This window comes from Algibacter lectus, from assembly GCF_004368925.1.
In the GTDB taxonomy this organism is placed as follows: Bacteria; Bacteroidota; Bacteroidia; order Flavobacteriales; family Flavobacteriaceae; genus Algibacter; species Algibacter lectus.
Genome location: NZ_SORL01000007.1, coordinates 342,404 through 365,668 on the forward strand (window position 1 = coordinate 342,404; position 23,265 = coordinate 365,668).

At 33.8% G+C, this 23,265-nt stretch carries 26 protein-coding genes; 15 read left to right on the forward strand and 11 right to left on the reverse strand.

Annotation, left to right across the window (positions count from 1 at the left end; translation table 11 throughout):
- Nucleotides 1-35: 35 nt before the first annotated feature.
- The 3 genes from DFQ06_RS02425 to DFQ06_RS02435 form a co-directional block, all read right to left on the reverse strand.
- On the reverse strand, nt 36-701 hold the full coding sequence (locus DFQ06_RS02425) for a YggS family pyridoxal phosphate-dependent enzyme (RefSeq protein WP_133965806.1): 666 nt from the start codon (nt 699-701) through the stop codon (nt 36-38).
- A gap of 42 nt (nt 702-743) precedes the next feature.
- Complete coding sequence (locus DFQ06_RS02430; protein ID WP_042494929.1) at nt 744-1,631, reverse strand: 3-hydroxyacyl-CoA dehydrogenase family protein; 888 nt, start codon at nt 1,629-1,631, stop codon at nt 744-746.
- Nucleotides 1,632-1,709: 78 nt separating this feature from the next.
- Nucleotides 1,710-2,669, reverse strand: a complete 960-nt coding sequence (locus DFQ06_RS02435) for a Gfo/Idh/MocA family oxidoreductase (protein ID WP_042506507.1) — start codon at nt 2,667-2,669, stop codon at nt 1,710-1,712.
- 158 nt (nt 2,670-2,827) lie between these two features.
- On the opposite strand from DFQ06_RS02435, the gene DFQ06_RS02440 reads away from it, so the two are divergent.
- Nucleotides 2,828-3,469 carry a protein-L-isoaspartate(D-aspartate) O-methyltransferase gene (locus DFQ06_RS02440; protein ID WP_042494933.1) on the forward strand — a complete coding sequence of 214 codons (642 nt, stop codon included), beginning with the start codon at nt 2,828-2,830 and terminating at the stop codon, nt 3,467-3,469.
- Nucleotides 3,470-3,568: 99 nt separating this feature from the next.
- On the opposite strand, the gene DFQ06_RS02445 is transcribed toward DFQ06_RS02440, so the two are convergent.
- The gene (locus DFQ06_RS02445) at nt 3,569-4,771 is read right to left on the reverse strand and encodes an aminotransferase class I/II-fold pyridoxal phosphate-dependent enzyme (protein WP_133965807.1); all 1,203 of its coding nucleotides are present in this window, start codon (nt 4,769-4,771) and stop codon (nt 3,569-3,571) included.
- A 159-nt stretch (nt 4,772-4,930) separates the two neighbouring features.
- Between DFQ06_RS02445 and DFQ06_RS02450 the strand changes: the two genes are divergently transcribed.
- From DFQ06_RS02450 to DFQ06_RS02465, 4 genes are all read left to right on the forward strand, one after another.
- Nucleotides 4,931-5,389, forward strand: a complete 459-nt coding sequence (locus DFQ06_RS02450; protein WP_133965809.1) for an Lrp/AsnC family transcriptional regulator — start codon at nt 4,931-4,933, stop codon at nt 5,387-5,389.
- A 142-nt stretch (nt 5,390-5,531) separates the two neighbouring features.
- Entirely contained in the window at nt 5,532-6,047 is a 516-nt protein-coding gene (locus tag DFQ06_RS02455) for a hypothetical protein (protein WP_133965810.1), read from the forward strand.
- A gap of 12 nt (nt 6,048-6,059) precedes the next feature.
- Entirely contained in the window at nt 6,060-6,764 is a 705-nt protein-coding gene (locus DFQ06_RS02460) for a hypothetical protein (protein ID WP_133965811.1), read from the forward strand.
- Complete coding sequence (locus tag DFQ06_RS02465; RefSeq protein ID WP_133965813.1) at nt 6,740-7,540, forward strand: sensor histidine kinase; 801 nt, start codon at nt 6,740-6,742, stop codon at nt 7,538-7,540. The genes DFQ06_RS02460 and DFQ06_RS02465 overlap by 25 nt, the downstream gene beginning before the upstream one ends.
- A 27-nt stretch (nt 7,541-7,567) precedes the next feature.
- On the opposite strand, the gene DFQ06_RS02470 is transcribed toward DFQ06_RS02465, so the two are convergent.
- From DFQ06_RS02470 to DFQ06_RS02485, 4 genes are all read right to left on the reverse strand, one after another.
- The gene (locus tag DFQ06_RS02470) at nt 7,568-8,938 is read right to left on the reverse strand and encodes an aldehyde dehydrogenase (protein ID WP_394345337.1); all 1,371 of its coding nucleotides are present in this window, start codon (nt 8,936-8,938) and stop codon (nt 7,568-7,570) included.
- 69 nt (nt 8,939-9,007) lie between these two features.
- On the reverse strand, nt 9,008-9,709 hold the full coding sequence (locus tag DFQ06_RS02475; protein ID WP_042506962.1) for an RluA family pseudouridine synthase: 702 nt from the start codon (nt 9,707-9,709) through the stop codon (nt 9,008-9,010).
- A gap of 59 nt (nt 9,710-9,768) precedes the next feature.
- The gene (gene panB / locus DFQ06_RS02480) at nt 9,769-10,587 is read right to left on the reverse strand and encodes a 3-methyl-2-oxobutanoate hydroxymethyltransferase (protein WP_042494940.1); all 819 of its coding nucleotides are present in this window, start codon (nt 10,585-10,587) and stop codon (nt 9,769-9,771) included.
- Nucleotides 10,588-10,775: 188 nt separating this feature from the next.
- Nucleotides 10,776-11,435, reverse strand: coding sequence for an endonuclease III domain-containing protein (locus tag DFQ06_RS02485; RefSeq protein WP_133965816.1), 660 nt, complete (start codon nt 11,433-11,435; stop codon nt 10,776-10,778).
- A gap of 37 nt (nt 11,436-11,472) precedes the next feature.
- Between DFQ06_RS02485 and bcp the strand changes: the two genes are divergently transcribed.
- Nucleotides 11,473-11,925 (forward strand): thioredoxin-dependent thiol peroxidase, encoded by a 453-nt coding sequence (bcp, locus tag DFQ06_RS02490; RefSeq protein ID WP_074936055.1) that lies wholly within the window; start codon nt 11,473-11,475, stop codon nt 11,923-11,925.
- Between the two features lie 72 nt (nt 11,926-11,997).
- Here bcp and DFQ06_RS02495 read toward each other — a convergent pair whose 3' ends face one another.
- The gene (locus DFQ06_RS02495; protein ID WP_042494944.1) at nt 11,998-13,461 is read right to left on the reverse strand and encodes a nicotinate-nucleotide adenylyltransferase; all 1,464 of its coding nucleotides are present in this window, start codon (nt 13,459-13,461) and stop codon (nt 11,998-12,000) included.
- A gap of 92 nt (nt 13,462-13,553) precedes the next feature.
- Between DFQ06_RS02495 and DFQ06_RS02500 the strand changes: the two genes are divergently transcribed.
- Nucleotides 13,554-14,315 (forward strand): MBL fold metallo-hydrolase, encoded by a 762-nt coding sequence (locus tag DFQ06_RS02500; RefSeq protein ID WP_133965818.1) that lies wholly within the window; start codon nt 13,554-13,556, stop codon nt 14,313-14,315.
- Between the two features lie 9 nt (nt 14,316-14,324).
- Nucleotides 14,325-14,825, forward strand: coding sequence for a hydrolase (locus DFQ06_RS02505; protein ID WP_074936051.1), 501 nt, complete (start codon nt 14,325-14,327; stop codon nt 14,823-14,825).
- 1 nt (nt 14,826) lies between these two features.
- On the opposite strand, the gene DFQ06_RS02510 is transcribed toward DFQ06_RS02505, so the two are convergent.
- Nucleotides 14,827-15,195: a DNA topoisomerase IV gene (locus tag DFQ06_RS02510; RefSeq protein WP_133965820.1), complete on the reverse strand. Its 369-nt coding sequence runs from the start codon at nt 15,193-15,195 to the stop codon at nt 14,827-14,829.
- Between the two features lie 27 nt (nt 15,196-15,222).
- The gene (locus tag DFQ06_RS02515; RefSeq protein ID WP_133965821.1) at nt 15,223-15,627 is read right to left on the reverse strand and encodes a helix-turn-helix domain-containing protein; all 405 of its coding nucleotides are present in this window, start codon (nt 15,625-15,627) and stop codon (nt 15,223-15,225) included.
- 282 nt (nt 15,628-15,909) lie between these two features.
- Here DFQ06_RS02515 and DFQ06_RS02520 point away from each other — a divergent pair, with 282 nt between their 5' ends.
- The 7 genes from DFQ06_RS02520 (at nt 15,910) to DFQ06_RS02550 (ending at nt 23,261) form a co-directional block, all read left to right on the forward strand.
- Nucleotides 15,910-17,067, forward strand: a complete 1,158-nt coding sequence (locus tag DFQ06_RS02520) for a M14 family zinc carboxypeptidase (protein WP_133965822.1) — start codon at nt 15,910-15,912, stop codon at nt 17,065-17,067.
- A 70-nt stretch (nt 17,068-17,137) separates the two neighbouring features.
- Nucleotides 17,138-17,617, forward strand: a complete 480-nt coding sequence (locus DFQ06_RS02525) for an Lrp/AsnC family transcriptional regulator (protein ID WP_042494949.1) — start codon at nt 17,138-17,140, stop codon at nt 17,615-17,617.
- 182 nt (nt 17,618-17,799) lie between these two features.
- Complete coding sequence (locus DFQ06_RS02530) at nt 17,800-19,248, forward strand: MBOAT family O-acyltransferase (protein ID WP_133965824.1); 1,449 nt, start codon at nt 17,800-17,802, stop codon at nt 19,246-19,248.
- 5 nt (nt 19,249-19,253) lie between these two features.
- On the forward strand, nt 19,254-20,219 hold the full coding sequence (locus DFQ06_RS02535) for a hypothetical protein (RefSeq protein ID WP_133965826.1): 966 nt from the start codon (nt 19,254-19,256) through the stop codon (nt 20,217-20,219).
- A 322-nt stretch (nt 20,220-20,541) separates the two neighbouring features.
- Nucleotides 20,542-21,513 (forward strand): ATP-grasp domain-containing protein, encoded by a 972-nt coding sequence (locus DFQ06_RS02540; RefSeq protein ID WP_042494953.1) that lies wholly within the window; start codon nt 20,542-20,544, stop codon nt 21,511-21,513.
- Nucleotides 21,497-22,201 (forward strand): HAD family hydrolase, encoded by a 705-nt coding sequence (locus DFQ06_RS02545; protein WP_133965828.1) that lies wholly within the window; start codon nt 21,497-21,499, stop codon nt 22,199-22,201. Before DFQ06_RS02540 ends, DFQ06_RS02545 begins: the two co-directional genes overlap by 17 nt.
- Nucleotides 22,185-23,261, forward strand: coding sequence for a GNAT family N-acetyltransferase (locus tag DFQ06_RS02550; protein WP_133965830.1), 1,077 nt, complete (start codon nt 22,185-22,187; stop codon nt 23,259-23,261). The genes DFQ06_RS02545 and DFQ06_RS02550 overlap by 17 nt, the downstream gene beginning before the upstream one ends.
- The last annotated feature ends 4 nt before the right edge of the window (nt 23,262-23,265 follow it).

Consider the following 23,265-nt stretch of genomic DNA (forward strand, 5'->3'; position numbering starts at 1 on the left):
AATTGCCGTCTGTATACTGCGGGCCATCATGTGTATTAGTAATTCCTTAAACCAAATATACTACTTCCAACACGAACCATGGTACTTCCGCATTGAATTGCCAATTTATAATCGCCACTCATTCCCATGGAAATGGTTGTAAAGGCGCTATTATTGGGGTTTATTGTTTTTAAATCATCAAAAGTAGATTTCAGTAATTTGAATTCGCTTTCAATTTGAGTTTCATCATCTGTAAAGGTCGCCATGCCCATAACGCCTGTAATATTCACGTTTTTTAAAGCTAAAAAAGCTTCCGATTGTATAATATCGATAGCATCTTGAGGCGCTAAGCCAAATTTAGAATCTTCCGAAGCTATTTTTATTTGCAACAAGCAATTAATAACTCTATCGTGTTTTAACGCTTGTTTGTTTATTTCTTCAAGTAATTTAAAATTATCAACACCATGAATTAAAGCAACAAAAGGCGCCATGTATTTCACTTTATTACGCTGTACATGCCCAATCATGTGCCATTGGATGTCTTTTGGCATGGCTTCATATTTGTCTGCCATATCCTGAATTTTATTTTCACCAAAAATGCGTTGTCCCGCATTGTAAGCTTCCATAATATCAGACACTGGTTTGGTTTTAGAAACAGCAACAAGCGTTACGTGTTCTGGTAAAGTTGATTTTATATGAAGGAGATTGTCGCTAACACTCATTTTATTGTATATTTTGTTTGTAGTCTATTTTGTAAATAACGCCTACAAAAATTGTTTTGAAACCTTTTCGGCTTTTCTGTTTTCCGAGTAATCGTAAAAACCTTCACCCGATTTCACACCCAGTTTTCCTGCATTAACCATATTGACTAATAGTGGGCAAGGTGCGTATTTTGGGTTTTTAAAACCGTTATACATCACGTTTAAAATAGAAAGACAAACATCTAGGCCAATAAAATCGGCTAATTGTAGCGGTCCCATAGGGTGCGCCATACCAAGTTTCATTACGGTGTCTATTTCATTTACACCAGCAACCCCATTGTATAAGGTTTCTATAGATTCGTTTAGCATAGGCATTAAAATACGGTTTGCTACAAACCCAGGGTAATCGTTAACTTCTACAGGTGTCTTGCCAAGTTTAGCAGAAAGATCCATAATGGTTTTAGTAACCGCATCACTGGTGTTGTAACCACGAATAATTTCAACTAAAGTCATAATAGGCACCGGATTCATAAAATGCATACCAATTACGTTTTCTGGTTTCTGTGTTACGGCGGCAATTTGCGTAATAGAAATAGAGGAGGTGTTGGTTGCTAAAATGCAGTTAGGCTCGCAAACATCACTCAGTTGTTTAAAAATTTTCAGTTTTAAATCGAGGTTTTCGGTTGCTGCTTCTACAATTAAATCGGTGTTTTTTACACCATCAGGTATTGCTGTATGTGTGGTAATATTGGCAAGCGTATTGTTTTTATCGGTTTCGGTAATTTTTTCTTTAGTCACCATGCGATCTAAATTTTTCGCAATAGTATCCATGCCTTTTTTAAGGGCTGCTTCGTTAATGTCGATAAGGTTTACGCTAAAACCACTTTGCGCAAAAGTATGCGCAATGCCATTTCCCATGGTGCCTGCGCCAATAACTGCTATGTTTTTCATTCTGGTAATTTTTTTTATTTCCGCGTAAGCGAAAACTTTAAACTATTTAGAATTTCTATTGCTTAAGCTACAGTTGTATTAAAAGCAATTAATAATTTGTGTTGCAACGCGCAAAGCTTCTGTGCCGTCGTGCAGGGTTACAACTGGTGTGGTGTTGGTGTTTATGGCGTGTGCAAAAGTTTCCAATTCATCTAAAATAGAGTTATTATCGGCTACTTTTGGGTTGTCAAAATAAATTTGTTTTTTAACGCCTTCAGCATTTTGTAACACCATATCGAAATCTCCTGGTACTTCTGGAGCATCTTTCATTTTAACTACTTCACATTTCTTTTCAAGAAAATCTACAGAAATATAAGCGTCCTTTTGGAAAAAACGTGCTTTACGCATTTTTTTAAGTGAAATTCTGCTCGCTGTAAGGTTGGCAACACAGCCGTTTTCGAACTCTAAACGTGCATTGGCAATATCTGGTGTGTCGCTAATAACAGAAACACCACTGGCAGAAATATGTTTTACTTTAGATTTTACAACGCTTAAAATAATATCGATATCGTGTATCATTAAATCTAAAACCACAGGTACATCGGTACCACGCGGATTAAATTCTGCTAAACGATGCGTTTCAATAAACATCGGTGATTTTATATCGTCTTTTATGGCTAAATAAGCTGGGTTAAAACGCTCTACGTGCCCAACTTGGCCACGTAAATTATTTTCGGCTAAAAGTTCTCTAATATGTTCAGCCTCTTCAACGGTATTAGTAATTGGTTTTTCAATAAAAACATGCTTACCCTTTGCTATAGCTCGCTTTGCGCAATCGTAATGCGATAGGGTTGGGGTTACAATATCTACCATGTCTACAGCGTCGATTAAGGCGTCTATAGAGCTAAAAAATTTGTATCCAAACTCGGCTTCTACAAGTTTTCCGTTGGCTTCATCGGCATCATAAAACCCGACAAGATTATATTTTTCTGATTGTTTAAGTAGTCTTAAATGAATTTTTCCAAGATGACCAGCACCAAGTACTCCAGCGTTTAGCATAATAATAGGTTTTCAACAAAAATAACATATTTAAAACGTCCTTTTGCTTAATTGGGCTTAAAATTTTCTTCGGATTCTTGTTAAAAATAAATTCTTATAAAATTGTTTTACCCTTAGAAATCTTTGACTAATTTTAACCCTGTAAAACCTCCCAACCATTGAAAGACACTTTTAGACACCAAGGATTAAGACAACAACTCGTTAATGTATTAAAAAACAAAGGCATAACCAACAATGCGGTTTTGGCTGCTGTAGCTAAAATACCAAGGCATTTGTTTATGGATTCTAGTTTTTTAGATCATGCGTATCAAGATAAAGCCTTCCCGATTGCTGCAGACCAAACCATATCACAACCTTATACGGTAGCATTCCAAAGCGAGTTAATGCAAATAAAGCCTGGGCATAAAGTTTTAGAAATTGGTACAGGTAGCGGATATCAAACCGCAGTTTTGTGCGAACTAGGAGCTAAAGTGTATAGTATAGAGCGCCAAAACGAGCTGTTTAAAAAAACGAGCAAGTTTTTACCTAAATTGGGTTACCGACCTAAAAAACTCATTTTTGGCGATGGTTATATTGGTTTAAAAACCGAAGCGCCTTTCGATAGTATTATTGTAACTGCTGGTGCGCCTTTTGTGCCAAGACCATTGTTGAGTCAGTTAAAAATTGGCGGACGCTTAATTATTCCTGTGGGCGATGATGTTCAAATTATGACACTTTTTATTAGAAAAGGGCCTAAGGAATTTGAGCAAGAAGAGTTTGGTGAGTTTAGATTTGTACCCTTATTAGAAGATAAAAACTAAATCTGTTTTTATTAACTCCAAAATATTGATATACTTTATTTTAATACAAAAGAGTAAACTATTAGTTTAACGCTAAGGTTTACTCTTTTTTATTGAAAATTACTTTAAAATATCTAAGGAAATCATGCAGGATTTCATGGTTTGGAAACTACGTTCAATATCATCATCTAAGCCAATAGAAAAACGGATTAAACCTTCCGATAGGCCCATTTCTTTTTGTTCCTCTTCTGGAATTTCGGACGATGTTGAGCTTCCTGGAGCGCTAAAAAGCGTTTTATAAAACCCAAGACTTACCGCTAAATAACCTAAGTTTTTATTCTGCATAAGTTCCATAAGCGCATTTGCTTTTTCAGCAGAACCAACATCTAGTGTTAGTATACCGCCAAAACCATAAGCCGCGTTCATCATGCTTTTAAATAGCGTGTGCGATGGGTGTGAGGCTAAACCAGGATAAACGGTTTTTAAACCCAATTGCTCAAATCTTTCAGCTAAATACAGCGCGTTTTTACTGTGTTGCTGTATTCTAATATGTAAAGTTCTTAGGTTTTTTAATACCGACGATGCGCGCAAACTATCCATAGTAGCGCCTAAAAGCATAGAAGCTCCGCTGTTTACGTTTCTTAAATCGTTAATAAACTCTTGTGTACCACAAACCACGCCACCAACCGTATCGCTAGATCCGTTAATAAACTTGGTTAAACTGTGTATTACAACATCGGCACCTAAAATGGCAGGTGATATAGATAGTGGTGAAAACGTGTTATCTACCACTAATTTTAAATTATGCTTTTTAGCAAGAGCCGCTAAATCTTTAATATCGGCAACTTCTAGCAGCGGGTTGCTAACAGACTCGCAATACAATACTTTAGTTTTTTCGGTAATAGCAGCTTCTACAGCGTCTAGCTTAGTAATATCTACAAAACTAGTAGCGATGTTAAAACGCGGTGTAAAATTTTTAAGAAACGCATACGTGCCGCCGTAAATGGTTCTGCTCGATACTATATGGTCGCCGCTACCGCATAATTGTAGTAAAACCGGAGTAATAGCGCCCATGCCAGAAGCCGAAACATTTGCGGTTTCTGTGCCTTCCATAGCAGCTAAAGCTTCACCTAAATATAAATTAGAAGGCGAGGAGTGGCGCGAATAGAGGTAGCAACCATCGGCATTACCTTCAAAGGTGTCAAACATGGTTTTTGCTGATAGAAAGGTGTATGTAGACGAGTCGGAAATGGAAGGGTTAACACCTCCAAATTCTCCAAAGTATTGTAAATCTTGTATGTTGTTTGCGGGTTTAAAAGCCATAGGTGGTTGTTTTATGTTTTACACAAAGTAGGTTTATATTAGATTGTAAAACAAGTGTATTCTATTTTATAGGAAAATAAATCTATTTTAATTTAATTATTCGGAATATATTTCAGTACATTGTTGTTTAAACCTTGTTTTTAAGAAATATTTTCGATTATGATTTTTGATGCTACCGATAAAAAACTGCTAGAGTACCTGCAAACAGACAGTAAACAAACCAATAAGGCGCTTGCTAATAAATTAAACCTATCGGTAACAGCGGTTTACGAGCGTATTAAAAAACTAGAAAAAGCGGGTTTTATATCGGGTTATATTGCTTTAGTAAATAAAAGTAAAATTGAACGCGATTTTGTAGTGTTTTGCCACGTAAAACTCGTGCAGCACAGTCAAGATTATGTGGTAAAGTTTGAAAAAGAAGTGGCGAAGCTGCACGAAGTGCTAGAGTGCTACCATTTAAGTGGTGAGTACGACTATTTACTTAAGGTTATCGTTAAAGATATGGTGGCCTTTAGAGGCTTTATGGTAGAGAAGTTAACTTCCATAAATCATATAGGAAGTACACATAGTATGTTTGTTATAAATGAAGTGAAATATACTACAACGATTAATTTTTAGCCGAAAATTTTATTATTTAAGCTAATATTTAAGGTTTTTCATACGGAAAACTACTTTATTTTCTAATTGTGTTCAACTAATTTAAGATGGATAAATCTTTTTACTACATTAGCGAAAACCTAACCATTTTAATCAAATATTTATGAAGAATTTAGTGTACATTATTTTAGGCTTTGTTATAGGAGCTGCATTAACTTATTATTTTTGTCCAAGGCCATTAGAAGGTGCTGTGGTAGAAATTGATAACCCAACCGGAACCATTACAATTCTAGAAGCTACAGAATTAAGTGCGAATTGGGAGAAAAACAACCCAAAAGAAATAGACTCTACAATAGAGTTAGACGATAATTCTAAAAGAAAGCCGATGCGTTCTGTAATGTGGAGCTTAAAAAACATTGAAGATTATATCGCTTTCGCTGAAAAAGAATCGGACAGTGTAGGCTACACCATGACGGGTTTACGCGTATACTTGGGTAATTACGGAAAAAACGGAAAACCTAGTAAGAAAAACAGAAACACCATGTTTATTGTACCAACTGGGCACAAAAAAACAGATAAAGCAAGTAGTTTAAATATTTCGCTTAGAGGTGATAAGGATGAAGATATTCCGGTAGACCCATTAAATGATGGTGGGACAGGAGAAACGGGGTATCCTTGATAAGTACTTTGTATGGAAGAATTTTTATTAACCTATAAATTCCTAATAACAACTGGAGTTGAATCTTTAGCAGCTGTTACAGGTTTGTTTTTATTTAAAAAATATAAATCTACAGCTGCTAAATTTTTTATATATTTTTTAGTGTATTTAACTTTGTGTGATTTTCTTGCGAATTATCCGCGTTATGTAAAAGATGGCGGACTATTTAGTTTTTTGCAAGGTACGGTGTTTGTTAAAAATTATTGGTGGGGTACTTTGTTTTGGAAGATAGGGGCTATTATGTTTTTTGCATTTTATTATAATAGAATTCTAAAAACAACTAGTTTTAAAAAGATACTTAAAGTAAGTGCTTTTAGTTTTTTATTGTTTTCAATTGGGTGTATTCTTTTAAATTGGGACGATTATTTTATAATGTCATTTCCTTCTATTAGTGTTTTTGGGGCTTTTATTATTTTTTTATGTACGGTTTGCTATTTTATCGAAGTATTGAAGAGTGATAAAATACTCACCTTTTATAAATCGCTAAATTTCTATATTAGCTTTGCTATTTTTATTTGGTGGCTCATTATTACACCTATAGTGTTTTACGATGTGTATATGAGTCGTTTAGATTGGAATTTTATATTTTTAAGATGGCAAATTTATTTAATTGCCAATATTACTATGTATTTAACTTTTACCTTTGCTTTAATATGGTGCAAACCGGAGAACGATTAGCAAGTACTGCTTCCGAGAGATATTTATTAATTTATATGGTTGCCGTTTTGGTAATTATCACGGCTTTAGTAGTGGTGTTTTTTGTGGTGTTTTTAAAACGAAAAAACAAATTGCTCGAAGATCGTATAAAGCAGCAACAGGCTTTTGAGTCGGAAATTGCACGTGCGCAAACAGAAACACAAGAGCAAACCTTAAAGAATATAGGTTGGGAGCTGCACGATAATGTTGGGCAGTTGTTATCTTTTGCAAGTATGCAATTAAGTATTTTAAAAATGCAGGTCGATGCCGATGTGCGTGATAAATTTAAAGATACTACTGCTGCAATAAGTGAGAGTTTATCAGAGGTGCGAGCGCTTTCTAAAACTCTAAATAATGAGGTGGTTTTAAATATTGGTTTCGAGAAATCGATTTCTAATGAGTTAAACCGACTTAATAAACTAAAGTTCGCTTCCGCGGAATTAAAAGTTATTGGAGACAAGATTGAGTTTGAAGATAGAAAGCACGAAATTATTATATTTAGAATTCTTCAGGAGTTTTTATCTAATACCGTGAAATATTCTCAAGCCGAGAACTTAAATGTTATTTTAGAATACACCGATAAAAAATTAAAAATCACAGCTAAAGATGATGGTGTAGGCTTTAATATGGATACCGCAGAGAAAGGTTCTGGCTTAATTAATATGCGTAGTCGTGCTAATTTAATTGGCGCCGCTTTTAGTTTAGAATCGCAACCTGAGCATGGTGTAACCTTAATTTTAGATTACCCGTTGCTGTAATATTTCTCGTTTTATTTTCTTTTAATTTTATGTGAAGTATTTAAAAAATAACTTCAGCCATTTAAGTTTGCCTTGGTATGGCGCATAGCGCACCGGCGGATCTATCCAATTTTTACGATTTACAATGGCTTTATGGTGTGAAAATGTATCGAAACCAAACTTACCATGGTAATTTCCCATGCCGCTAAAACCAACGCCTCCAAAGGGGAGTTTATCGTTTCCGAAATGCATAAGCGTATCGTTTATTACGCCGCCACCAAAACTAAATCTTTCAATTAATCCTTTAGAAAAGGCTTTGTTGTTCGAGAATACATAAAAGGCAAGTGGTTTTTCATATTGAGAAATTACAGATTCAATATCTTGTTCGGTTTCAAAAGTAAGTATCGGTAAAATAGGTCCAAAAATTTCTTCTTGCATTACAGGGCTATCCAAATCGGGGTTGTCGAGTAGTGTAGGTGCTATGTAGCACGTGGTTTTATCTATTTCTCCACCAAAACTAATGGTTTCTTGGTTTAGCATATTTGCCAAACGCTGGGTGTTTTTCTCGTTTATAATTCTAGGAAAATCTTCCGAAGCTTTAATATCGTTGCCGTAAGCTTGTTTTATTTCTTCAATTAAAGCCTTTGTAAAATCTGCCTTTATCTGTTTTTTAACTAAAATATAATCTGGTGCAATACAGGTTTGTCCAGCATTTAAAAATTTGCCCCAAACGACGCGTTTGGCGGTAAGTTTCAAATCTACAGTATCATCTATAATACATGGTGATTTTCCGCCTAATTCTAAAGTAACTGGTGTAAGGTGTTTTGCGGCGGCCTGAGCTATAATTTTTCCAACGGAAACACTTCCTGTAAAGAAAATGTAATCCCAACGTTGGTTTAGTAAGGCTGTGGCAACATCTACGCCGCCTACTATGCTAGTTGCTAATCCCTCAGGAAACACATTTTTTACTAGGTTAGAAATAAGTCTCGAAGTATTTTCGGTAAGTTCACTTGGTTTTAAAACTACAGTATTTCCTGCTGCAATGGCTAGTATTAGAGGTTCTAAAGCTAAAATAAACGGGTAATTCCAGGGTGAAATAATTAAAACGCTACCGTAAGGTTCTTTGTAGATAAAGCTATGTGCTGGAAATAGGAGCAAACTGCTAGATACGCGTTGTGGTTTTGCCCATTTTTTTAGATTTTTAATCACCAGATTTAATTGAGACATCACCATGCTGTATTCACTTAGGTAAGTTTCAAATTCCGATTTTTTAAAGTCTAATTTTAGGGCGTTAAAAACCGCTTGCTCGTTAGCTTCTAATTCTTCTTTTAAAGCTTTTAATATTGAAATTCGAAACGCAACAGATTTTGTTTTTCCAGATTTAAAATACTCTTTTTGCTTGACGATAATTTCAGGAATAGCTTTCAAATGGCGAGAGGTTTTTAGTTGAAGTTAAAAGGTGTTTTTAAAAATGGTAACATTTTGATTTTAAGCAGTGCATGCGTCCCAAATTGGATCTTTAGGTAAAGGTGCTGTAACTTGAATAGGTTCTTTTTTTACAGGGTGAATAAAGCTTAAATGTCGCGCATGTAAATGGATGCTTGCGTCTTTATTACTTCTATCAAAACCGTATTTTAAGTCGCCTTTTATTTGGCAACCAATGGTTGATAATTGCGAGCGTATTTGATGATGTCTGCCTGTTTCTAAATTGATTTCTAACAGGATATAACGGTCTAATTTCTTTAGCGTTTTGTAATGAAGAATGGCTTTTTTGCTCTCATTCACTTCTTTATTATGCGCGTAAGATTTGTTATTTTTAGGGTTCTTTTTTAGCCAATGCGTAAGCGTGTCTGCGTTTTTTGGTGGTGCATTTTTCACTACAGCCCAATAGGTTTTTTTAGCTTCCTTGTCGGCAAAAAGCTTGTTTAACCGCGGTAGGGCTTTGCTGGTTTTAGAAAACACAATAATTCCCGTAGTTGGCCTGTCTAACCTATGGACAACGCCTAAATAGACGTTGCCTGGTTTGTTATATTTTTGAGCAATATATTCCTTAACAACTTCGCTTAATGGTTTGTCGCCGGTTTTATCGCCTTGTACAATATCTCCGGCGCGTTTATTGACGATAATAATGTGATTATCTTCAAAAATGACCTGAAGGTTGTCTTTATTTGATAGTATTTTGCTAGACATTTATAAAATGCACGGGTTTATGCTTAATGTTTTAGATGAAATTTAAATGAAACAAACAATTAGTATTGTTCGCTTTCATTTGGGAAATCACTCGATTTTACATCTTCTACGTATTGAGATAGTGCGCCCGTCATGTCTTCATATAAATTTAAATAACGACGTAAAAATCTTGGGTGGAATTCGTGCGTCATACCAATCATATCATGTAAAACTAAAACCTGACCATCAACACCGTTTCCTGCGCCAATACCTATAATAGGAATGTTTACGCTTTCGGCTACTTTTTTAGCTAAAGCTGCAGGTATTTTTTCTAATACAATAGCAAAACAGCCTACTTTTTCTAGCATTTTTGCATCTTCGATTAAATCTTCTGCTTCTTTTTCTTCTTTAGCTCTAACAGTGTAAGTTCCGAATTTATAGATAGATTGCGGTGTTAAACCTAGGTGGCCCATTACTGGGATTCCTGCATTTAAAATGCGCTTAATAGACTCTTTAATTTCACGACCACCTTCTAGTTTTACTGAATGTGCACCACTTTCTTTCATGATTCTAATTGCAGAACGCAACGCCTCTTTTGGGTCACTTTGGTAGCTTCCGAAAGGTAAATCTACTACAACAAGTGCGCGATGTACGGCGCGAATTACAGATGATGCATGGTAAATCATTTGGTCTAAAGTAATTGGTAGCGTGGTTTCGTGACCTGCCATAACATTACTTGCAGAATCACCTACTAAAATTACGTCTACACCAGCGCCATCTACAATTTTGGCCATAGTATAATCGTAAGCGGTTAGCATTGATATTTTTTCGCCATTGGCTTTCATGTCAATCAATGTTTTTACCGTAATTCTTTTGTATTCTTTTTTTGCTGTAGACATTATATTTTATGTTTTATTTTATTAATAGGATGTTTTGCGAAGGCGTATGCTTTTAAATTTTCAACAGAAATAATATATAGGAAACGCTTCGCTTTAGTGAATGCTGTTTAGTTTAGTGTTGGTTTGTAAAAATACTAAATAAGTTTTATCAAACTTAATGTTTACTTAAGTTCTTTGAAGGCGTAGCGCTAGGCTTTCTTTTTACTGTAATATTCGTTAAGAACCGACTGTCGGCCTATGGTTTTGGTGATAATATCTTTTTCTAAATCCCAACCTCGTGCTGGAGAATATTGGCGTCCGTACCAAATAATTTGTAAATGGAGGTCGTTCCAAAGTTCTTCTGGAAATAGACGTTTGGCGTCTTTTTCGGTTTGTACTACGTTTTTTCCGTTGGTTAAACTCCAACGATACATCAATCTATGGATGTGTGTATCTACAGGGAATGCTGGAATTCCAAAGGCTTGAGATAATACTACAGCAGCGGTTTTGTGGCCTACGGCTGGTAGTTCTTCTAAGGCTTCGTACGTTTTTGGGACTTCGCCATTGTATTTATCGATTAATATTTGCGATAAACCGTGAATACCTTTGCTTTTCATAGGTGATAGACCAACGGGTTTTATAATCTCGCGGATATCTTCTACGGTAAGTTTAACCATATCATAAGGGTTGTCGGCTTGCTCAAATAATAGAGGTGTAATTTTATTGACACGCACATCGGTACTTTGTGCAGACATTAACACGGCAATAAGTAGTGTGTAAGGATCTTTATGGTCTAAAGGAATTGGTATTTCTGGGTAAAGTTTATAAAGTGTATTAATAACAAAGTTTACCTTTTCTTGTTTAGTCATAAATTGTACTTTTGTTTTAGAAACCAAAGTTAATACTATGAACACACTAAAACAAGGTGATGCCGTTCCTAATTTTTCGGCATTAGATGAACAAGGAAATACCATTTCGTTAAGCGATTATAAAGGGCAGAAGCTGGTCGTGTTTTTTTACCCAAAGGCAAGCACGCCAGGTTGTACGGTAGAAGCTTGTAATTTGAGAGATAATTATGAGGTTTTAAAAGAAAAAGGTTATGCTTTATTGGGTGTAAGTGCAGATTCTGCTAAACGCCAATCTAATTTTAAAAATAAACACGAATTTCCATTTCCGTTATTAGCTGATGAGGATAAAACGGTAATTAATGCTTTTGGCGTTTGGGGGCCAAAAAAGTTTATGGGTCGCGTTTACGACGGTATCCATAGAATGACTTTTTTAATTGATGAAAATGGTGTTGTAGAGCGCGTAATTGAAAAAGTAAAAACTAAAGATCATGCAGCTCAAATTTTAGAGTAAACGCTAAAATTAGAAATAAAAAAAACGGCTATATTATTGAAATATAGCCGTTTTTGTGTTTTATGTAAAGTGTTACTTTCTTTTTCTGCTTAGCGTTAAAGGGCGTCTGGTGTAACCAAATAAACGGTATTCTTTAATTAAATCTTCGGTGCCTTCTGGAACCATAGATTCCCAGCCTGGCTCTCCGTTTGCTATTTTATTTAAGATTTCTCTCGAGAAAATATTCATGATAGATTCATCGTAATCTTCAATATCAATAACTTTTCCGTTGTATTTAAAGAATTTGTAAAGCTCCTTCATTCGTGGATAAACTTTTAAGTTTTCACTTGTAATAAGTTCTCCCGTTGCAGGATCTTTCATTGGGTATAAGTAAACTTTTAAATCTTTAAAGAATAACTTTCCGAAGGCTTCTAAAATACCACCACTAATATGTCTGTAATATTTCTCGTCGAAAATATCAACCAAATTACTAACACCCATAGCGAGACCCATTCTTGCTTTGGTGTAGTTAGAGAAGTATTCTACAACTTTAAAGTATTCCTGGAAGTTGGATATCATAACTGATTGTCCAAGAGAACATAGTAAATCTGCACGATCTATAAAGTCTTGTTCATCAATTTCACCTTCTGCTCTTAAATTAGATAGAGTAATTTCGAAAACTACAACCGTTTTATCTTCATCTACCTTGTTTTCTTTAATGAACATTTCGTATGATTTCTCATACATGGCCATGTTCACTTTAGTTACCGGTCTAAAGCTTCCGCGTAGCGCTAAAATGTTTTTCTTGTAGAATACACGAGCAGGAAGTACGTTTGTACCATCTGGTCCGAACATTACTGCATCGGTCATGCCGTTCTTTACAAGTTGTAAACTCATTAAACGGTTGTCTATATTTTTAAATACAGGTCCCGAAAAGTTTATGGTGTCTATTTCTATTTGATCTTTATCTAGGTGATCGTATAGATAACGTAGTAATTTTTTAGGTTCGTTGTATTTGTAAAACGCGCCGTAAATTAAGTTGGTTCCTAGAACACCAAGTGTTTCTTGTTGTAAACGTGCATCGGTTTCTTTAAAACGGAGGTGTAAAATAATTTCGTTGTATTCGCCAGTGGCTTCAACTTGGTATTTAATACCTACCCAACCATGACCTTTGAATTGCTTAGCAAAATCAATGGTTGCTACGGTGTTAGCGTATGTAAAAAATATTTTATTCGGATTTTTTTCACGAGTTAAACGATTTTCCATGAGGTCCATTTCATGGGTAAGCATTTTGCGTAAACGTGCTTCTGTTACGTAACGCCCATCGTCTTCAACACCGTAAATGGCATCACTAAAATCCTTATCGTAAGCGGACATTGCTTTAGCTATAGTACCTGAGGCACCACCAGCTCTAAAAAAATGACGACAAGTTTCTTGTCCTGCGCCAATTTCTGCAAATGTTCCGTAAATGTTTTCGTTTAAGTTAATCCGAAGAGCTTTAGATTTTAACGAGGGAATATCATTAAACTCTTTATCGCCTTTAATGGTAATATCCATATATTATATAGGTTAGGTCCGTACTGACAAAGGTATTAAATAAGTATGCTAAACAAAAAAATAAGTTTATTTTTGTTTCAAAATTCACACTTTTGAAAATCACTTTTCTCGGTACAGGCACATCGCAAGGTATTCCAATAATAGGGAGTAAGCACCCGGTTTGTTTAAGTAACAATAAAAAAGACAAGCGTTTACGTGTTTCTGTTTTAGTAGAATGGAATGGGTTTACGTGTGTTGTAGATTGCGGGCCAGATTTTAGATATCAAATGCTGCGGTCGGGTTGTGAAAAAATTGACGCTATTGTGTTTACGCACGAACATTCTGACCATGTGATGGGGTTTGATGATATTCGTCCTTTTTATTTTAGACAAGGCGATATTCCTATTTATGCGCATCAGCGGGTTTTAGATTCTCTAAAGCAACGTTTCGATTATGTGTTTAAAACAGAAAATCGATATCCTGGCGCGGCGGCTGTTACGGTAAACGAAATTAAAAATAAGCCTTTTAGTCTTGGAGGTTTAGAGGTTGTGCCCGTAAATGGAACGCATGGCGGTTTGCAAGTTTTTGGATTTAGGTTTAAAGACTTTGCTTACCTCACCGATATGAAGCGTGTAGAAGCTGTTGAAATTGAAAAAATTAAAAATGTAAAGATTTTAGTGGTGAATACGTTACGTATTGAACCGCATCACTCGCATTTTAACTTAGAGGAAGCTTTAGCTTTTATAGAAAAAGTAAATCCTGAAAAAGCATATTTAACGCATATTAGTCATTTATTAGGTTTTCATGACGAGGTTGAAAAAACGCTTCCCGAAAATGTGTTTTTGGCTTATGATGAATTAGAATTAAATTTATAAAATTACCCCATGACGAAAAAGATTTTCATGTATTTGTTTGTGTTTGCGATGTTACTTGTATTGTTTCAATATGTTAACGCGAAACGTGTTTTTGAGGATATGAATAATAAACTCGGCAAGCAAAAAGCGCAAGTTGAAAAGTATAAAGATTCTGTTTTGGTGTTGAATACTGAAATTTCAAATTTGTCGTATTTCAATTTAGAACGTAATGAAGATGCTTTGAGTTATTTTGAGCGTGATGGATTTAATGTTGAAGAATTAATTCCGTTTATAAAAGATGAACTTTATGCTTTGAATGAAGTGAAGGGTGAGCATCCGTTAATTCCTTATGCATCTAGCGAAGGACGACGTATGTTAATTAATAAAGTGAAAATGCTAAACCATAAGTGGATTATTGCCGATTTCTCGGATGGTGAATTCTGGGGTGAGCTTTTTATAACGTATCGCGTTACTGAAGAAAAAGAACTCAAGTTTAATTTAGTAGAGTCGTTTTTATATCCATTGCCATAGATTATTCTTCTCTATAAGCAATTCCTTTTTGTTTTTTAGTTTCTCCAACGTACGAGTATTCATAAGTGTAAGATGAATCGGTAGTTGTTAGTATCTTTAAGTGAATATCTTTTTGTTCTGCCATATTCTTTGGGTTTATGGTTTTAAAGATCACCTCGCAGTCGTTAATCCATCTTAGTTGCGACGAATCTGTTTTACCGTCATAGACTTCCACTTGTAGTGTTTCACTGCGTTTAAACCTCGATTTGTAGATTACATCATTAATAGTGACTTCACTATAGAATGCGCCTGTTTTAAAATCTTTGCATTCGCGAGCAGACTCGTAACAGTTAAAAAGAAAAAGCACAGGTAAAAGGTATAGAAATCTCATAGGTATATCTTGAAATGCAAAATTACTTTAATTCTGATAGTTTTTAAAACTTCCATCGGAATAAAAAATAACAATACGCTCAATTGCTTTATTGCTATCTACTTGAAGGTTTAAACTATTCTGGATGCTTTCGGTTTTAGGAGGGTTTGGAATGGCGGTATTTTGAGGTGGAGTTGGTGTATTAATTTCTTGAGCTGTTTTTTGTTGAGCAGGAAATTCACCCTTGCCATTCATTAACCAATACAATTCTACTTCCGGAAAAGCGGTAAGGGTTTTTAGAACAAATTCTAAACTCGGCTTATTTCTGCCAGACAATATATGTGAAATGCTAGAGCGTTGCACACTAATTTTTTCAGCGAAAGAAGAGGCAGATTCTCCGTAGTATTCCATCACTTTTTGGAGTCTTTTAATGAAAGCTTCGCTGTTTATCATTGTAAATTCGGGTTTCTAATGTTTGATGTTACAAATGTAATAATTATATGTTAATTGGTAACATTAAATGTGTTAAAACTGCTGATAACGTATAAGTTAAACTTTAAATGCTTAGGTGTATTTACCTGAAAATAAGCCATTTAGTTAGTTTCTTATGAATACGTTGTTTTTTATATGTAATCGCAAACTGGAATTGTATACGAATGTAAACAAATGTATTGATTTTTAGTGTTTACAATTGTAAATTAGTAATTGTTTACATTTGTATCATAAATAAAACACATGAAATTAGAAGTTATAAAATCCTTGTTTTTAAAACACAAAGAATTGCGTTTATCACATCGTTATATCACCAACAATCATATTAAACCACTTTTAGAAAACCTAGAAAAAGAGATCGCTATTGAAGTGATTGGAGCCTCTGTTTTGGATGAATCTATTTATGGACTAAAAATTGGGCAAGGTGAAAAACGCATCTTAATGTGGTCGCAAATGCACGGAAACGAATCGACAACAACCAAAGCTATTTTTGATTTATTAAACAGCTTATTGGATAAGGATTCTAACTTAAACCACATTTTAGAAAACTGTACCTTATATATAATACCTATTTTAAATCCTGATGGCGCTAACGCTTATACTCGTATAAATGCCAATCAGGTCGATTTAAATAGAGATGCACAAAACCTTACGCAACCAGAAAGTAAGGTGTTACGCGACGTATTTACTAAGTTTAAACCACATTTTTGCTATAATTTGCACGGGCAGCGTACTATTTTTAGTGCCGGAAACACAAATAAGTTAGCTAGCGTATCGTTTTTAGCGCCTGCACAAGATCAGGCTTGTACGGTAACACCTAATAGAAAACGCGCTATGGAGGTGATTGCTGTAATGGACAAAGCTTTACAAGCTATAATACCAAATGGAGTAGGTGTTTATGATGATGCTTTTAACTTAAACTGTGTTGGTGATACGTTTCAATGTGAAAATGTGCCAACTATTTTGTTTGAAGCGGGACATTGTAAGGATGATTACGGTCGTGAGGTGACTCGTGAGTTGATTTACGCTTCTTACTTAGCGTCTTTAGATTACATTGCTAAAAACGACGTTACTGGCGATAAGTACGAGGCTTATTTTAATATTCCGGAGAACGGTAAGTGTTTTTATGATATTATTATAAGAAACGTAAAAGCTGAAAATACTTCCGAAGAAAAAAGTATAGATATTGGTATTCTATATCAAGAGAAATTAGTTGATAACCGAATTGAATTTTTACCAAAAGTTGATAAAATTGAAAACTTAAACAACTTTTATGGACATAAAGAATTTGATGCTAAAGGTTTAGCTGTGTTAGATGGGGAAGGAATTGATATACAAGTTGGTTACGAAAACGTTTTCGTAATAATTAATAACCAAAAAATATCATTATTAATGAAATAAAGCGCAGTTAAAGTGTGTAATTATTAACAAAAATGTATTATTTTCGCTTTTTATTTAAGAATAGTTAATTATGGGGAAAATAAAGTTAGACGAAATTGATCACCAAATTCTTGATATGTTAATCGATAACACAAGAATTCCGTTTACAGACATTGCAAAAAAATTATTAATATCTGCAGGTACTGTGCATGTGCGTGTTAAAAAAATGGAGGAAGCAGGAATTATTCGTGGTTCGTCTTTAACATTAGATTATAAAAAACTTGGTTATTCGTTTATTGCTTATGTTGGCGTTTATTTAAACAACACCTCGCAGACTAAATTCGTTTTAGAACGTATAAACGAGATTGCTTATGTTACTGTAGCACACATTACTACAGGAAAATTCAATATTTTCTGTAAAATTAGAGCTAGAAGTACAGAGCATGCGAAAGAAGTTATTTTTATGCTAGATGATATTGAAGGTGTTTATAGAACAGAAACAATGATATCATTAGAAGAAAGTATTAATGATAAAAAACGACTGATGCATTCTATTTTCAGTGATATGTAGGTAACGCATTAAAAAAGATAAATGTTAGCCCTTTCTATTTAAATAGAAAGGGCTTTTTTTATGGAAACGGTTTCTTGTAGCTGATAATAGGTATTTTGTAGAAATATTTTTTGTTTATAATTTTTATGTAGGATATTTACTTTACTACTGGTAATACAGAGTAAGCTAACCAAAACCAACCCATGTTATTTAATTCATTTGAATTTTTTGTATTCCTTATTGTTGTCTATTTTCTATACTGGTTTGTCCTTAAGAAAAGCCTAAAAGGGCAAAATATACTCTTGCTTGTTGCTAGTTATTTTTTCTACGGAATCTGGGATTGGCGTTTTCTCTCATTAATTCTGTTAAGCACTATTGTCGATTATATTATTGGTCATAAAATACATGATACCGATGATGATACGCGCAGAAAACGATGGCTTTGGTGTAGTGTTGTGTTTAATATTGGCTTATTAGGTTTCTTTAAATATTATAACTTTTTTATCGATTCTTGGGTAGATTTAGCTTCTACGCTAGGTTACACCATGAAAAGTACTTGGACGTTAAAAGTGATTCTTCCGGTAGGGATTTCGTTTTATACGTTTCAAACCATGTCGTATTCTTTTGATATTTATTATAGAAAACTTAAGCCAACCAAAAGCTTTCTATCTTTTGCGGCTTTTGTAAGTTTTTTTCCGCAGTTGGTTGCAGGGCCTATAGAGCGTGCTTCAAACTTATTATCTCAAATTTCAAATAAGCGTCATTTTAGTTATGCGCAATCTGTTTCTGGTTTAAAATTAATTCTTTGGGGATTGGTTAAAAAAGTAGTAATAGCAGATGCTCTAGGACCAATTGTCGACGATATTTTCTCTAACTATGGCTCTTACCCAAGTTCAACCTTATTAATAGGTGCGATATTCTTCGGGTTCCAGATTTATGGTGATTTTAGTGGATATTCTGATATTGCTATCGGTACAGCTAAACTGTTTGGTATAGAGCTTATGTCTAACTTTAAATTTCCATATTTCTCAAGAAATATTGCTGAATTTTGGCGTCGTTGGCATATTTCATTATCATCTTGGTTTCAGGCTTATATTTACGTGCCACTTGGAGGGTCTCGAGAAGGGAAATTAAAAACCATTAGAAATGTATTTATTATTTTTCTAGTCAGTGGAATTTGGCATGGTGCGAATTGGACCTTTGTTTTATGGGGATTAGTGCATGCTTTAATATTTATTCCTGTTTTGCTTTTAGGGAATAACACCAAGTATAAAAACACAGTGATAGCGCAAGATAGTATGTTGCCCTCTGCAAAAGAACTCTTGAGTATTTTTGGTGTCTTTTTTATTGTAACCATTGCTTGGATATTTTTTAGGTCGGCATCTATTGGAGATGCTTTTAGTTTTATTAGTGGATTAACAGAGTTTTCTACAGCACCATATTTTCATCCAAATGGTTACAGAATGGCAGATTATTATATTCTGGTTGTACTGTTTTTGTGTTATGAATTTATTATTAGAAGAGATGAGCGCGCACCGTTCAACTTTAAAAACAGGTATGTTCGGTTTTTGGTTTACACCATTATGGTTTTCGCGATGATGTTGTTTTATGATAGTGGTATAGATCGTTCATTTATATATTTCCAATTTTAATCCTTATGAGAAAACTAATATTTAAATCTGGACTCTATTTCGTGCTTATTCTAGTAGCGTTAGAACTTTTTGTTCGTGTGTTGCACTTAGGAAAAGATAGTCCTGCACGTTATATCGATGAGTTTAATGTTGAAAAATGGGTGCCTAATCAAGGTGGTTATTCGGTAACAGGAAATAGAAGGATGAATTTTGCAGAGTACCATATTAATAACTCGGGTTATAATTCGTATCGTGAATTTAATCCCACATTAGATAAAACAGAAATTGCTTTAGTTGGCGATTCTTTCATTCAAGGCTTTCATCAAGATTATTACGATTCTGTTGGTAAGAAAATTGAAAACCAATTGGATGATGTTGAAGTTTACGAGTATGGTTATGCCGGTTACGACTTTGCAGATCAACTTCATTTAATGCATCAATATAAAGATGCCTTTGATAAAATTGATTATGTGGTTTTGGGTATTCGTTTTCGTGACGATTTGTTTCGTGATGAATATAAAGTTATTTACGACCGTATGCGTTTAGAATCTTCTATGTATAAAAATGCTAGAAAAATAAAGCTTTTAGTATATGCACAAGGCATTGGGATTTTAGACCCAGTTAAAAAATTTCCAGGGAAACTTATTTCTTTTTTCAAAAATAGTTCTAAAGTGGTTGTGAAGCCTAAGCAGGAAACAGCTCAAGAGATAGAGGAGAAGCAGGCTAAGTATATTAAGAATTTCGAGTCGTTGGTTGAAAAATATGGTTATGATAAATCTAAATACGTTCTATTGTTGGATAAGAGTGAAACGCCGCAGGTTTTCTTAACTTACTTAAGGAATCATGGTTTTAAATATATTGATTTTGGAGAGGCATTAAATAGCTCAAAAACACCACCAACTTTAGTTTTTGATCAACACTGGAATAATCATGGTCGAAATCTAATTGCTGAGTGTATTGTTAATGCGTTTAAAAGATTTTCTGTTAATTAATTGTAGTAAAAAATTTCATAACAAACAAGTTGACCCTGTTAAAAGTATTTTAAAGAATAATTTTGATTCGTTTTTTATTATTGCCTTATATTTACCACATATTAAAAAAAATAGACGGCGTTTTAAGGTAGATATCTGTACTTAAAACGGTTTTAAATTGGGATTAATAAATTAATAAAAGCGTTAAATTAAAAAGTCTAAACTCTGATTTCTCTCGTATATACTTGAGGTCTTGTGTGGAGGCACGTCGCTTATTTATCTTACCGAGATAAGTAGCAAATTTAATTTATTACAAACAAATCATATACAGGTATATTTTATTATGAATATATTAATTACATCAGCAGGAAGACGCGTTTCATTAGTTGAAGCGTTTCAAAAAGAATTAACCGCTGTATTTCCGCAAGGAAAAGTGATGACAACCGATTTTAACATTAAACTATCTGCGGCATGTCAAGTATCAGATCAATCTTTTCAAATGCCATTAGTCAGTGATGCAGGTTATTTCGATCGCCTACTTAAGGTTTGTTTAGATAACGATATAAAATTAGTCATTCCTACTATAGACACCGAATTACTTTTATTAGCTAAAAAGAAAAAACAATTTTCAGATCACGGAATTAAAGTGATTGTTGCTTCTGAAGAGTTTGTTCAAATGTGTCGAGATAAACGCGAAATTCACGTGTTTTTTGAAAATCACAATGTACAAATAGCGAAAGAGTATTCTAAATACGATTATAAGTTACCTATTTTTATTAAGCCTAAAAATGGAAGTAGGAGTATAGATACATATACGATTACCAAGCATGAACAATTAACAAAGTATCATTTTAAAAATGATGATTTAATGTTTTTAAAATATTTAGATCATAATGAATTTGATGAATATACTTGTGATTTGTACTACGATAAAACACATAACTTAAAATGTATTGTTCCTAGAAAACGTATTGAGGTAAGAGATGGTGAAGTTAATAAATGTGTTGCCGAAAAAGGCGCTCTAGTAGATTATCTAAAAGAAAGATTAAGTTTTATTGATGGCGCTATTGGGTGTTTAACAGCTCAGTTCTTCAAGCATAAAGAAACTAATGAAATCTTTGGTATCGAAATAAACGCACGTTTTGGAGGCGGATATCCTTTATCTTATTTTGTTGGTGCTAACTATCCAAAATGGTTAATACAAGAGTATTTACAAGAGGAAGATATCACTATAGAGTATTTTGCCGATTGGGAAGAAAATTTATTAATGCTACGTTACGATAAAGAAGTTTTGGTGCATGACTACAAAGAATAATATAGTATTTGTATTTGATTTAGATGATACACTGTACAAAGAAATAGATTTTTTAAAATCTGCCTATAGAGAAATATCTCAATATATTTCTGAAAAAAGTGATTTTGGAGCGGAAGCTATTTATGATAAAATGATTACATCTTATTATAATGGTGATAATCCTTTTCAAACGGTTTTAGACTTTGTTCATTCTGAAGAAATTACAATATCTGTATTGCTTGATATTTATAGAAACCACGAACCAAACATCTCTCTAAATGCCTCTCATCAAGAAATTTTAACTTATTTAAAAACGAATGTTTATAAAATAGGTTTAATTACAGACGGCAGAAGTATTCAGCAAAGAAGTAAATTGAAAGCCTTAGGTTTAACTGAGTATTTTGATGATATTATTATTTCTGAAGAGTTTGGATCAGAAAAACCTAATGTTAAAAATTTTAACTTTTATTTAGATAAATACGGCGAAAATTATAAGTACATTTATATTGGTGATAATACTAAAAAAGATTTCATTGCGCCCAACGCTTTAAATTGGATAAGTATCTGTTTAAGAGATAGTGGCGAAAATATACATAAACAAACATTCGATTTAGAAAAAAAATTAAAACCCTTATTTGTTATTAATAGCTTAAAGCAAATTCCAGAAATTTTAAAAAAATTGAATAATTTTAATGAACTTAGTTTATAGGAAAATAAAAAACAAGGAAGATTTAAGCGAATACCTTTCCAAGGTAAATTTATTTAAAGAAATATATCCGTTTTATAAAATTATAGTTGGAAACATAGATGAGTTAAATGACAACCAACTGGGGTATTTTACATTAGAAGAAAATGGTAACATTTTAATTCTAATGCCTTTTAGGTTACGAGAAATAGAGCATAAGGTTGAAGGAGAAACATATTATGATGTGATATCACCTTACGGCTATAGTGGTCCTTTATATAATACAAATACATCGCGAGCTTATTTATTAGATTTTTGGACCCAAGTTGATTTGTGGTACAAGGAACATAATGTGGTTTGTGAATTTATACGCTTTAGTTTAAATAATAATTACCAATTCTATTCTGGTAAATTAGTGCCAACACTATCTAATGTGAAAGGCTATATTATGGCTGATGAAAAAGCACAATGGGATGCGTTTAAACCAAAAGTAAGAAATAATTATAGAAAGGCGGTTTCCAATGGTTTGCGTTTTGAAATTACCCAAGATAGTACGAATTTAGAAGCCGTGGAATGCTTTCATAATGTTTATATTGAAACCATGACGCGTATTGGTGCTGCTTCAGAGTACTTTTATTCTTTAGAATATTTTAAAAATATCGTTCAACGAAATAAAGATAATTTTGCCTTAGCTTTTGTTTATAAAGATGATATTGCTATTTCTGTTGAGCTTATCTTGATTTTAAGAACTACCATGTATTCATATCTCGGAGGTACATTAGCAGACTATTTTAATTTCCGACCAAACGATTTCTTGAAAATAGAAGTGATGAATTGGGCGCGTAAAGTTGGGCATGAGTATTATGTTTTGGGTGGTGGAAGAAAAGATGATGATAACTTGTATCATTATAAAAAGACGTTTTTCCCTAATGATGGTGATGTTTTATTTTATACAGGAAGAAAGGTTGTAAATACTAAAGTTTATAAGGCTTTAGACAAAATGGTAAACGGATCAAAAGAAGCGGGTACACCAAAATCAAAAATTTCAAGTAAAACGTACTTTCCTCTTTATAGACAACCTTAAAAGT